This window comes from Mesorhizobium sp. M1227 (assembly GCF_040318315.1).
Taxonomy (GTDB): domain Bacteria; phylum Pseudomonadota; class Alphaproteobacteria; order Rhizobiales; family Rhizobiaceae; genus Mesorhizobium.
The window spans coordinates 58,984-71,985 of record NZ_JAMYLZ010000014.1; the positions used below are offsets into that span (position 1 = coordinate 58,984).

The following is a 13,002-nucleotide window of genomic DNA, read 5'->3' on the forward strand; positions in this document are numbered from 1 at the left end:
CCAAATGCCAAATTGCCGCAGGGCAACCCGGCTTGCGATCACCTGAATCGATTGAACATCCGGTGGGATGCACTAGCATTGGCAGAGATGGTGAAAGCCGCATGATCCTGGCAACGTCACGAGAGGCAGCATGACGCGCGCGATGACAACCGAAGCTCCTCTGCCCACGCTCAAAAACCCGGATCCCAAGACGCTCGCCGAGGAAGTCTTGCAAGCCCTCAAATACAGGCTCGGCAAGGGCACCAACGTTGCAACCCAGTACGATTGGCTCACCGCCTCGATCAAGGTTGTACGCGACCGCATAGTCGATCACTGGATGCAGGCGACCCAAGAGGCCTACGCCCAGCAGGAAAAGCGCGTCTATTACCTGTCGCTGGAATTCCTCATCGGCCGCCTGATGCGCGATGCCTTCTCCAATCTCGGCCTGATGGACAATATGCGCGAGGCGCTTTCGTCGCTTGGCGTCGACCTCGACATCATTGCAGCGCTCGAACCGGACGCTGCCCTTGGTAATGGCGGGCTTGGCCGGCTCGCCGCCTGCTTCATGGAAAGCATGGCGACCGTCAATATACCCGCGCATGGCTACGGCATCCGCTACGCCAACGGCATGTTCCGGCAGGAGGTCCATGACGGCTGGCAGGTGGAGCTGCCCGAGACGTGGCTCGATCACGGCAATCCCTGGGAGTTCGAGCGCCGCGAACGCTCCTTCGAGGTCGGCTTCGGCGGCTCGGTGGAATCGGTCACGTCGAAGGACGGCAGGCTCGAGCGCCACGTCTGGAAGCCGACGGAACATGTTCTGGCCGTCGCTTACGATACGCCAGTGGTTGGCTGGCGGGCCAACCGCGTCAACACGCTGCGTCTGTGGTCCGGCATGCCGGTCGACCCGATCCTGCTCGACAAGTTCAATGCCGGCGATCACATCGGTGCGCTCGCCGAAAGCAACAAGGCCGATGCGTTGTCGCGCGTCCTTTACCCGGCCGATTCCCACAAGGCCGGCCAGGAGTTGCGGCTCAGGCAGGAGTATTTCTTCTCCACCGCCTCGCTGCAGGACATCGTCCAGCGTCATCTCAGCCAGTATGGCGACCTGCAATCGCTGCCCGACAAGGCGGCGATCCATCTTAACGACACCCATCCGGCCATCGCCGTCCCCGAGTTGATGCGCCTGTTGATGGATGTCCATGGCATGGATTTCGACCAGGCCTGGAGCATCACCAAGCGCACTTTCGGCTACACCAACCACACGCTCCTTCCCGAAGCGCTGGAAAGCTGGCCCGTGCCGCTGTTCGAGCGGCTGTTGCCGCGCCACATGCAGATCGTCTACGCCATCAACGCCGAGGTGCTGCTCGAGGCGCGCGCCTCCGACCAGTTCTCGGACGAGCAGATCAGCCGCATCTCGCTGATCCAGGAAAATGGCGATCGCCGCGTGCGTATGGGCAATCTGGCCTTTGTCGGCTCGCACTCTATCAACGGCGTGTCGGCACTGCATACGGAATTGATGAAGGAGACGGTGTTTGCCGACCTCCACAGGCTCTACCCGGATCGCATCAACAACAAGACCAACGGGATCACACCGCGGCGCTGGCTGATACAGTGCAATCCCGGCCTCACTGCACTCACCCGAGAGGCGATTGGCGACGGCTTCCTCGACGACATCGACGAGATAAACCGGCTTGATCCTCTTGCCGAGGACGCCGCCTTCCGCGACAAGTTCGCCGCCGTCAAACGGGCGAACAAGACGAGGCTTGCCAATCTCGTTGCAGACCGGCTCGGCATCAAGGTCGACCCGTCGGCGCTGTTCGACATCCAGGTCAAGCGCATCCACGAATACAAGCGCCAGCTCTTGAACATTCTCGAAGCGGTCGCGCTTTACGACCAGATCCGCTCGCATCCGGAGCGCGACTGGATGCCTCGCGTCAAATTCTTTGGCGGCAAGGCGGCGCCCAGCTATCACAACGCCAAGCTGATCATCAAACTTGCCAATGACGTCGCCCGAGTCATCAACCGCGACCCGGCGGTACGCGGCTTGCTGAAAGTGGTATTCGTGCCGAACTACAATGTCAGCCTGGCCGAGATCATGATGCCGGCCGCCGATCTGTCGGAGCAGATATCGACCGCCGGCATGGAAGCGTCCGGCACCGGCAACATGAAGTTCGCGCTGAACGGCGCGCTGACCATCGGCACGCTCGACGGCGCCAATGTCGAGATCAAGGAATGTGTGGGCGACAACAACATCTTCATCTTCGGGCTGACCACAGAGGAAGTCGCCGAGCGGCGCAACAATGGTTACGATCCGCGCGCTGTGATCGAGGGATCGCCTGAATTGGCGCAGGCGCTGGCCGCGGTTTCATCCGGGGTTTTTTCACCTGATGATCCGGACCGTTATCGCGACCTGATCAACGGTCTTTACCAGAGCGACTGGTTCATGGTCGCCGCGGATTTCGATGCCTACGCCGCCACCCAGCGCGACGTCGATGCCGTCTGGCGCAACAGCCCGGACTGGTACGCCAGAGCCATCCGCAATGTCGCGCGCGTCGGCTGGTTCTCGTCCGACCGCACGATCCGCCAATATGCGAAAGACATCTGGCACGTGCCCGCCTGATGTGATTGCATGAGACTACGAACAATGTGGCCCTAGTGGAGTGATTTGACCCTCGCATCCCTTGGAGGGTAAGGCGGCATGGCGAATGTCGAATTCAAAACTCCACTAGAAACATACACTTGGTGCCCGGGGAGGGTCACTGCCTGATGAGCAAGCCGCGCGCGACCGTTGCGACAAACGGGCCGGACGGACTGGCGCCAGCCGGCGATGTCGCGGCGATTGTCGCCGGCACGCACGGCGATCCGTTTGCCGTGCTTGGCGTGCATGAGGCGGGAAAGGGCTTTGTCGCCCGCTGCTTCGTCCCTCATGCCGAGTTCGTCACCGCCTATACGCTGACCGGCAAGAAGGCCGGCGAGCTGTCGAGACACGACGACCGCGGTTTCTTCGAAGGCAAATTGTCGCTGCGCAAACGCCAGCCGCTGCGCTATCACGCCAGGAATTCCGGCGGTGACTGGTGGCTGACCGATCCATATTCCTTCGGTCCCGTGCTCGGCCCGCTGGACGATTATTACATCGCCGAAGGGTCGCATCTCAGGCTGTTCGACAAGCTCGGCGCCCATCTCATCGACCATGAGGGTGCATCGGGTGTGCATTTTGCGGTGTGGGCGCCCAATGCAAGGCGTGTCTCGGTGGTCGGCGACTTCAACGAGTGGGACGGCCGCAGGCATACCATGCGCATCCGCCGCGACACCGGCATCTGGGAGCTGTTCATTCCCGACATCGGCGCTGGCCGCCCGTATAAGTATGAAATCATCGGGCCGGATGGCGTGAGATTGCCGCTCAAAGCCGATCCGTTTGCCTTCAAGTCCGAACTGCGCCCGGCCACCGCCTCGGTTACGGCACTGCCGCCGGCGCATGAATGGGGTGACGAGGCGCACCGGAACTACTGGCGCAATGCCGACCACAGGCGCGAAGCCGTATCGATCTACGAGGTCCATGCCGGGTCATGGCGGCTTCACGACGACGGCAGCTTCCTGTCGTGGGATGAGCTCGCCGACAGGCTGATCCCTTACGTGGTCGAGACCGGTTTTACCCACATCGAATTCATGCCGATCTCCGAACACCCTTATGACCCGTCCTGGGGCTACCAGACGACGGGTCTTTATGCGCCGACTGCCCGCTTTGGCGATCCGGACGGTTTTGCCCGCTTCGTCGACGGCGCCCACCGTGCAGGCATCGGCGTCATCCTTGACTGGGTGCCGGCGCATTTCCCGGTTGACGAACACGGTCTGGCAAAGTTCGACGGTACCGCGCTCTACGAACATGCCGATCCGCGCAAGGGCTTCCATCCCGACTGGAACACAGCGATCTACAATTTCGGCCGTCGCGAAGTGATTTCGTTCCTGGTCAACAATGCGCTGTTCTGGGCCGAGAAATATCACGTCGACGGACTGCGCGTCGATGCGGTCGCCTCGATGCTTTATCTCGATTATTCGCGCAAGGCCGGTGAATGGATTCCCAACGAGAAGGGCGGGCGAGAGAACCTCGAAGCGGTCAGCTTCCTGCAGCGGATGAACAAGGAGGTCTACGGCCACCATCCAGGTGTGATGACCATCGCCGAGGAATCGACCTCGTGGCCGAAAGTCTCGCAGCCGGTGCATGAAGGCGGACTGGGCTTCGGTTTCAAGTGGAACATGGGTTTCATGCATGACACTTTGGAGTATTTCTCCAAGGAGCCGATCTTCCGCAAGCATCACCACAACGACATCACCTTCGGCCTGGTCTACGCTTTCAGCGAGAATTTTGTGCTGCCGCTGTCCCATGACGAGGTGGTGCACGGCAAAGGCACGCTGCTCAACAAGATGGCCGGCGACGACTGGCAGAAATTCGCGACGCTGCGGGCCTACTACGCCTTCATGTGGGGTTATCCTGGCAAGAAGCTGTTGTTCATGGGCCAGGAGTTCGCACAGCGCCGCGAGTGGAGCGAGGCGCGCGCGCTCGACTGGAACCTGCTCGATTTCCGGTTCCACCGTGGCGTCTGGCAGACGGTGCGCGATCTCAACTATCTCTACCGCTCGCGCCCCGCGCTGCATGCCCGCGACTGCGAGCCGGAGGGCTTTTCCTGGCTGATCGTCGACGACAGCGCGAACTCGGTCTTTGCCTGGCTGCGCAGCGCGCCGGGCGGCAACCCGGTCGCCGTCATTTCCAACTTCACGCCGGTGCCGCGCGACAATTACCGCGTGCCGTTGCCGCAGGCCGGAAAATGGCGCGAGATCATCAACACCGATGCCACGGATTATGGCGGTTCCGGCAAGGGCAATAGCGGCGTCATCGAGGCTCGGGCGGAAGGGGGAGGGATTTCGGCGACGATGCTTTTGCCGCCGCTGTCGACGATCATGCTCGAATTCGTCCCGGACTGAGCTATGTCTGGAGCATCTAACCTGGGAGGATAGGAATGGCTGAAATAAAACGAACACAGCCGCTGGCACGCGACGCCATGGCTTATGTGCTGGCAGGCGGCCGTGGTAGCCGGCTCAAGGAACTGACCGACCGCCGCGCCAAACCGGCGGTCTATTTCGGCGGCAAGACCCGCATCATCGATTTCGCGCTCTCCAATGCGCTCAATTCCGGTATCCGCCGCCTCGGCGTCGCCACCCAGTACAAGGCGCATTCGCTGATCCGCCATCTGCAGCGCGGCTGGAACTTCCTGCGGCCCGAGCGCAACGAGAGTTTCGACATCCTGCCGGCCAGCCAGCGTGTGTCGGAAACGCAATGGTATGAGGGCACCGCCGACGCCGTGTACCAGAACATCGACATCATCGAGGCCTACGGGCCGGAATACATGGTCATCCTGGCCGGCGACCACATCTACAAGATGGACTACGAAATGATGCTGCGCCAGCATGTCGAGGCCGGCGCCGATGTCACCGTCGGCTGCCTCGAAGTGCCGCGCATGGAAGCCACCGGCTTCGGCGTCATGCATGTCGATCCCAAGGACACTATCATCTCCTTCATCGAAAAGCCCGCCGATCCGCCGGGCATTCCCGACAAACCGGATTTCGCGCTGGCCTCGATGGGCATCTATGTGTTCAAGACCAAATTCCTGATGGAGCAATTGCGTCGCGATGCGGCGGAGCCCGGCTCGAGCCGCGACTTCGGCAAGGACATCATCCCCTACATCGTCGAGCACGGAAAGGCGATCGCCCATCGTTTTGCCAAATCCTGCGTGCGCTCGACCGCCGAGAACGAGGCCTATTGGCGCGACGTCGGCACGGTCGACGCCTATTGGGAGGCCAATATCGACCTGACCGACATCACGCCGGAACTCGACCTTTACGACCGCGATTGGCCGATCTGGACCTATGCCGAGTTGAAGCCGCCGGCAAAATTCGTGCATGACGAGGATGGCCGCCGCGGGTCGGCCGTGTCGTCTCTCGTGTCGGGCGATTGCATCGTTTCGGGCGCTTCGCTGAAGCGAAGCCTGATCTTCACCGGCGCGCGCATCAATTCCTATTCGACGCTGGAGGAGGTCGTCATGCTGCCGGACGTCCATGTCGGCCGCAACGCCAGGTTGAAGCGCGTGGTCATCGATCACGGCGTCAGGATCCCGGAGGGTCTGGTGGTCGGCGAGGATCCCGTCCTCGACGCCAAGCGTTTCCGCGTTTCGGAAAAAGGCATCTGCCTCGTCACGCAGGACATGATCAACAGGCTGGGATCGTAGTGCATGCAGGTTCTGTCGGTGGCGCCCGAGATCTTTCCGCTGGTCAAGACGGGCGGGCTCGCCGACGTGACCGGCGCCTTGCCCGTGGCATTGGCCGGCAAGGGCGTCACCATGCGCACGCTCGTCCCCGGCTATCCTCAGGTGATGGGCGCCTTCAGGAAAAAGAAGCCGGTTCAGCAATATCCATTGCTGCAGGGCGGCAAGGCTTCGGTGTATGCCGCCCAGATCGCCGGGCTCGACCTGTTCGTGCTTGACGCGCCGCATCTTTTCGACCGTCCCGGCGGCCCATACGGCAACGCGACAGGCGCCGACTGGCCGGACAATTGGCGGCGGTTCGCGGCCTTGAGCCAGGTAGGCGGTGATATTGCCGGCGGCGCGATCTCGGGCTACCTGCCCGATATCGTCCATGCCCATGACTGGCAGTCGGCAATGACGCTTGCCTACATGCGCTACGGCAAGGCGGTCGGCACGCCGTCGATGATCACCGTGCACAACCTAGCCTTCCAAGGCCAGTTCGGCGCCGGCATCTTTGGCGAGCTTGGCCTGCCGGCGGCGGCGATGGCGCTCGACGGCGTCGAATATTACGGCGGCGTCGGCTTCCTCAAGGCCGGCCTGCAGGCGGCGTGGGCGATCACCACGGTCAGCCCGACCTATGCGCAGGAAATCCGCTTGCCCGAATTCGGCATGGGCCTCGACGGCCTGATCAACATGCGCTCCGTCGATCTCCATGGCATCGTCAACGGCATCGATACCGAGATCTGGAACCCGGAAACCGACAAGCATCTGGTCTCCAACTACACCGCAAAGACGCTCAAGGCGCGAATGCCCAACAAGGCCGCGGTCGAGGACCGTTTCAGCCTCGATCGCGATGACAGTCCGATCGTCTGCGTCGTCAGCCGGCTGACCTGGCAAAAGGGCATGGACATACTGGCTGCGGCCATCGACGGCATCGTCGCGGCAGGTGCACGGCTGGCGATCCTCGGCTCCGGCGACGCTGGGCTGGAAGGCGCGTTGCTTGCCGCCGCAGCCCGCCACCGCGGCCGCATCGGCGTCGTCGTCGGCTATGACGAGGGACTCTCCCACACCATGCAGGGCGGCTGCGACGCAATCATTATCCCATCGCGCTTCGAACCTTGCGGGCTGACACAGCTTTACGGCCTGCGCTATGGCTGCGTGCCGGTGGTCGCGCGCACCGGCGGCCTTGCCGACACGATCATCGATGCCAACGAAGCCGCCATCTCTGCCGGCGTGGCGACCGGTTTCCAGTTTGCGCCCGCCAATGCCGGCGCCTTGCTGCACGCCGTCCGCCGCCTTGTCGAGGCGCATGCCAATCCCGCAGTGTGGACGTCGATGCAGCGGCAAGGCATGAAGGCCGACGTTTCGTGGGACAAAAGCGCCGAAAAATATTTCCAACTCTATCGCTTGCTGCTTTCGAAAAGGGCTGCCTGACTGATGATCCGCACCGTCGCCACCAAACCCTATCCCGACCAGAAGCCCGGCACCTCCGGGCTGCGTAAAAAGGTCCCGGTGTTCCAGCAGGAGCACTATGCCGAGAACTTCATCCAGTCGATCTTCGACGCGCTGGACGGGTTCGAGGGCAAAACCCTGGTGATCGGCGGCGACGGCCGCTTCTATAACCGCGAGGTCATCCAGAAGGCCATCGCCATGGCCGCGGCAAACGGCTTCGGCAAGGTGATGGTCGGGCAGGGCGGCATCTTGTCGACGCCGGCCGCTTCGCATGTCATCCGCAAATACAAGACCTTTGGCGGCATCATCCTGTCGGCCAGCCACAATCCGGGTGGCCCGCATGAGGATTTCGGCATCAAGTACAATGCCGGCAATGGCGGCCCAGCGCCGGAAAAGCTGACCGACGCGATCTTCGAAAAAACCAAGGCGATTTCAAGCTTCAAGATCGCCGATATCGGGCAGGTCGACATCGACACGATCGGCACGGTCAAGACGGGGGACATGACCGTCGAAATCATCGATCCTGTCGCCGACTATGCCGAACTGATGGAAAGCCTGTTCGATTTCGACGCATTGCGGGCGCTGTTCAGGTCGGGCTTCCGCATGCGCTTCGACGCCATGCATGCGGTGACCGGCCCCTACGCCAAGGAGATCCTCGAAAACCGGCTCGGCGCGCCCAACGGCACCGCCCGCAATTTCATTCCGCTGCCGGATTTCGGCGGCCATCATCCCGATCCCAATCTGGTGCACGCAAAACACCTCTACGACGAGATGATGGGGCCGGATGCGCCAGACTTTGGCGCCGCCTCGGATGGCGACGGCGACCGCAACCTGATTATCGGCAAGGGAATTTTCATCACCCCGTCGGATTCGGTGGCGATGCTCGCCGCCAACGCCCATCTGGCACCGGGCTACAAGGCCGGGCTGAAAGGCATCGCCCGCTCGATGCCGACCAGCGGTGCTGCCGACCGGGTCGCCGAAAAGCTCGGCATCGGCATCTACGAGACGCCGACCGGCTGGAAATTTTTCGGCAATCTGCTCGATGCCGGCATGGCAACGATCTGTGGCGAGGAGAGTGCGGGGACCGGCTCCAACCATGTCCGCGAAAAGGACGGCCTGTGGGCTGTGCTTTTATGGCTCAACATCCTTGCCGTTCGCGGCGAAAGCGCCAAGCAGATCGTCACCCAGCATTGGACGGCCTATGGCCGTAACTATTATTCGCGCCACGACTACGAGGAGGTCGAGACCGATCGTGCCAACGCGCTTGTTGGCGAGTTGCGCGCCAAGCTCGGCTCGCTGCCTGGCACCCGCGTCCGCGGCATGACGATCGCCAGCGCTGATGATTTCGCCTATCACGATCCGGTCGACGGCTCGGTCAGCGAGAACCAGGGCATCAGGGTGCTGTTCGAAGGCGGCTCACGCGTCGTCTTCCGCCTGTCCGGCACCGGCACCTCGGGCGCGACGCTGCGGCTTTATGTCGAGCGCTACGAGCCGGACAAGAACCGCCACGATCTCGACACCCAGGAGGCGCTTGCCGATCTGATCGCGGCGGCCGACGACATTGCCGGGATTCGCAGCCATACCGGCCGCGCCAAGCCGAGCGTCATCACCTGATGTCGTCGGGACTATCCGCCGGCTATCGTCCGCGATTTGGCGGGCTTGCCGGGGAGGGCGGTATCCGCTTCGCCGCATGGTCCTCGTCGGCTCGGCGCATCTGGGTTTCGATTTTCGACGAACACGGCAACCGCGAAGTCGACCGGCTGGAACTCCAGTCGGAAGACGAGGGCGTCCATGCACTTTTTGTTGCCGGTCTCGCCGCCGGGACCCGATACGGGTTCCGCGCCGATGGCGACTACGCGCCGGAACACGGTCTCTGGTTCGATCCCGACAAGCTGCTGGCCGATCCCTATGCCGTCGAGATCGACAGGCCCTATGCCTATGACGGCCGGCTCGCCGCGCGCCGAGGCGAGGGGGCCGACACTGCGCCGCTGATGCCGAAAGCCATCGCCGGCGCCTTGCCGGAACCCTTGCCCGCCTTGCCGCCGCTGTTTCGGCCCGGCGGCCTTATCTACGAAGTGCCGGTACGCGCCTTCACAAAGCTGCATCCCGACATTCCCGAGAAGCAACGCGGCACCATTGCAGCGCTCGCTCACCCCCTCGTTGTCGAGCATCTGCAAAAACTCGGCGTGGCAGCCATTGAGTTGATGCCGGTGACTGCATCGATCGACGAACGGCATTTACCGCCGCTCGGTCTGCGCAACGCCTGGGGTTATAATCCCGTGACCTTCATGGCGCTCGATCCGCGACTGGCGCCCGGCGGTCTGGCCGAGTTGCGCGGAACGGTCGCCGCGCTGCGCGAGGCCGGCATCGGCACCATTCTCGACCTGGTGTTCAACCACACCGGCGAAAGCGACCGGCTCGGCCCGACATTGTCTCTGCGCGGGCTCGACAGCCGCGCCTATTATCGGCACGAGCCGGACGGCGCTCTGGTCAATGACACCGGAACCGGCAATACGCTCGCCTGCGAGCATCCGGTCGTCCGGGAAATGGTCCTCCACACGCTTCGCCACTTTGTCCAGCGCGCCGGTGTCGACGGATTCCGCTTCGACCTGGCGCCGATCCTCGGCCGCGTCGACGGCGTTTTCGACGCCGATGCGCCGCTGCTGAACGCCATTCGCAACGACCCTGTTCTTGGCGACCGGGTGCTGATCGCCGAGCCTTGGGATATCGGACCGGATGGCTATCAGCTCGGCAATTTTCCGCCGCCCTTCCTCGAATGGAACGACAAATACCGCGACGATATCCGCCGCTTCTGGCGCGGCGACGGCGGCATGATCGGTGCCCTGGCGACGCGGCTTGCCGGTTCGTCCGACGTCTTTGCCAAAGCAGGCCAGACAACGAGCCGCAGCATCAACTTCATCGCCGCGCATGACGGCATGACGCTGGCCGATATCGTCGCTTATGGGCACAAGCACAACGAGGCCAATGGCGAACTGAACCGCGATGGTCACGACGACAACCTGTCCTGGAACGATGGCGTCGAGGGCGAGACCAGCGACCAGTCAATCGTTACGGCCCGTTTCGGTGACCAGCGCGCGCTGCTGGCGACGCTCTTTGCCTCGCGCGGCACGATCATGCTGACGGCCGGCGACGAGTTCGGCCGCACGCAGCGCGGCAACAACAACGCCTACGCGCAGGACAATGACATCACCTGGCTCGACTGGGCCGGGCGCGACCTGGCGCTCGAGCATCATACGGCTCTGCTCGCCAGGATGCGTCGCGCCGTGCCGGCGCTCTTGGACACAGCATTCCTGACCGGAGAACAGCCTGCGGGTTCGGAAATCCCAGACGTAGCCTGGCTGACGGAAACCGGCGTGCCGTTCGAAGAGGCAGCCTGGGACGATGCCAGGCGGCACCGGCTGGTCATGGTTCTCGGTAGCGGTGAGAACAGTCGCCTTGCGGTGGTCATCAATGGCGACCGCCGGGCCTGCATGTTCACGCTGCCGGAACGGGCGGGTTTTCATTGGCGCCCAGCTATCGAACCGGATAGTAGCGATATCTCGCGGCCGGTGCCTGGGCGAACAGTCCTGTTCATGATCGAAAGCAGGACAGCGTGTGCGGGCGCAGGGGAGAGCCATGATGGCTGACAATGCCGAATGGTGGCGCGGCTGCGTCATCTACCAGATCTACCCGCGCTCCTTCCAGGACACGACAGGCGACGGCAGCGGCGATCTCAGCGGCATCACCTCGAGGCTGGCCCATGTCGCATCGCTCGGTGCCGACGCCGTTTGGCTGTCGCCTTTTTTCAAGTCGCCAATGGCCGATATGGGTTACGACGTTTCGGATTACTGCGCCGTCGATCCGATGTTCGGCACATTAGAGGATTTCGACGCACTGATTGCGGAGGCGCACCGGCTCGGCCTGAAGGTGATCATCGATCAGGTCTTGTCGCATTCGTCGGATCGGCACGAATGGTTCGTCGAAAGCCGCACGAGCCACGACAACCCCAAGGCCGACTGGTACGTCTGGGCCGATGCGAAGCCCGACGGCACCGCCCCCAACAACTGGCTGTCGCTTTTCGGCGGCCCGGCCTGGGAATGGGACGCAACGCGCAGGCAATATTACCTGCACAATTTCCTCGCCTCGCAGCCGGACCTGAATTTCCACAACCCAAAGGTGCAGGACGCCTTGCTGGAAACGGTGCGGTTCTGGCTCGAGCGCGGCGTCGACGGTTTCCGGCTGGATACGGTCAACTATTACGTCCACGACCGCTGGCTGCGCAGCAACCCGCCTTTGGCGGAAAGCGTCGCCGGCACCAATACGGCAACCAGCCCCTATCTCTATCAGGAGCATCTGTTCGACAAGAGCCAGCCGGAAAACCTTGCTTTCCTCAGGCGCTTCCGGGCCTTGCTTGACGAATATGAAGGCCGCGCCGCTGTCGGCGAGATTGGCGACGAAACGCGTTCCTTGCAGACACTCGCCGCCTATACCGGCGGTGGCGACAAGCTCCAAATGTCCTACACGTTCGACCTGCTCGGCCCGCAATTCTCGGCGTCGCATGTGCGTGGCTGTGTCGAGGCCTTCGAGAGTAAGGTATTCGACGGCTGGGTTTGCTGGGCGTTCTCCAACCACGATGTCGTGCGCCATGTCAGTCGATGGAAAAGGCCGGGCGGCGATCCGGACAGGGTGGCGAAATTCTCGATCGTGCTGCTTTCCTGCCTGCGCGGATCGATCTGCCTCTACCAGGGCGAAGAACTCGGGCTGGAGGAGGCCGAACTGGCGTTCGAGGATTTGCGCGATCCTTTCGGCATCCGCTTCTGGCCGGGGATCAAGGGGCGGGACGGGTGCCGAACGCCGATGGTCTGGGAGGCTGGCGCCGACGATGCCGGCTTTTCGACGGGCAAGCCGTGGCTTCCGGTCCCGGCAAGCCATCGCGCCCAGGCGGTCGACGTCCAGGACGGCGAGCAAACCTCCGTCCTGGCGAGCTACCGTGCGATGCTGGCCTTGCGCAAGCAGCATCCGGCGCTGGTTCGAGGCTCGATCCGGTTCCTCGATGCCGAAGGCGACGTCCTTGCTTTCATTCGCGAAGGCGGTGACGAAAAGCTGCTCTGTGTCTTCAATTTCGCAGACGAGCCGGCCGGCTGGCAATTGCCACCGGATCTGGAAGCGATAGAGCCGATAGACCTTGGCGGTGCTGCCGGCGTCTTGCAGGAAAGAACGCTGTCGCTGCCGCCGCTGGGCTGCTTCCTCGGCCGGATCGGCTGAGCTCTATTTC

The 13,002-nt window shown here is 62.8% G+C and carries 7 protein-coding genes; all 7 read left to right on the top strand.

Going from position 1 to position 13,002, the window contains the following annotated elements:
• Positions 1–130 precede the first annotated feature (130 nt).
• The 7 genes from NKH28_RS18115 to bglA all read left to right on the top strand — a co-directional run bounded on the left by NKH28_RS18115 (position 131) and on the right by bglA (position 12,992).
• A complete protein-coding gene (locus tag NKH28_RS18115; protein ID WP_352979875.1) occupies positions 131–2,599 on the top strand; it encodes a glycogen/starch/alpha-glucan phosphorylase in 2,469 nt (822 codons plus the stop codon).
• A 146-nt stretch (positions 2,600–2,745) separates the two neighbouring features.
• The gene (gene glgB, locus NKH28_RS18120) at positions 2,746–4,959 is read left to right on the top strand and encodes a 1,4-alpha-glucan branching protein GlgB (RefSeq protein ID WP_352979877.1); all 2,214 of its coding nucleotides are present in this window, start codon (positions 2,746–2,748) and stop codon (positions 4,957–4,959) included.
• 35 nt (positions 4,960–4,994) lie between these two features.
• Positions 4,995–6,260 carry a glucose-1-phosphate adenylyltransferase gene (gene glgC, locus NKH28_RS18125; RefSeq protein ID WP_352490794.1) on the top strand — a complete coding sequence of 422 codons (1,266 nt, stop codon included), beginning with the start codon at positions 4,995–4,997 and terminating at the stop codon, positions 6,258–6,260.
• A gap of 3 nt (positions 6,261–6,263) precedes the next feature.
• Positions 6,264–7,709, top strand: a complete 1,446-nt coding sequence (gene glgA / locus NKH28_RS18130; protein ID WP_352979879.1) for a glycogen synthase GlgA — start codon at positions 6,264–6,266, stop codon at positions 7,707–7,709.
• A gap of 3 nt (positions 7,710–7,712) precedes the next feature.
• Positions 7,713–9,341 (top strand): alpha-D-glucose phosphate-specific phosphoglucomutase, encoded by a 1,629-nt coding sequence (locus tag NKH28_RS18135; RefSeq protein ID WP_352490796.1) that lies wholly within the window; start codon positions 7,713–7,715, stop codon positions 9,339–9,341.
• Positions 9,341–11,374: a glycogen debranching protein GlgX gene (gene glgX / locus NKH28_RS18140; protein WP_352979881.1), complete on the top strand. Its 2,034-nt coding sequence runs from the start codon at positions 9,341–9,343 to the stop codon at positions 11,372–11,374. Before NKH28_RS18135 ends, glgX begins: the two co-directional genes overlap by 1 nt.
• Positions 11,364–12,992, top strand: coding sequence for a beta-galactosidase BglA (bglA, locus tag NKH28_RS18145; protein WP_352683818.1), 1,629 nt, complete (start codon positions 11,364–11,366; stop codon positions 12,990–12,992). Before glgX ends, bglA begins: the two co-directional genes overlap by 11 nt.
• Positions 12,993–13,002: the final 10 nt, after the last annotated feature.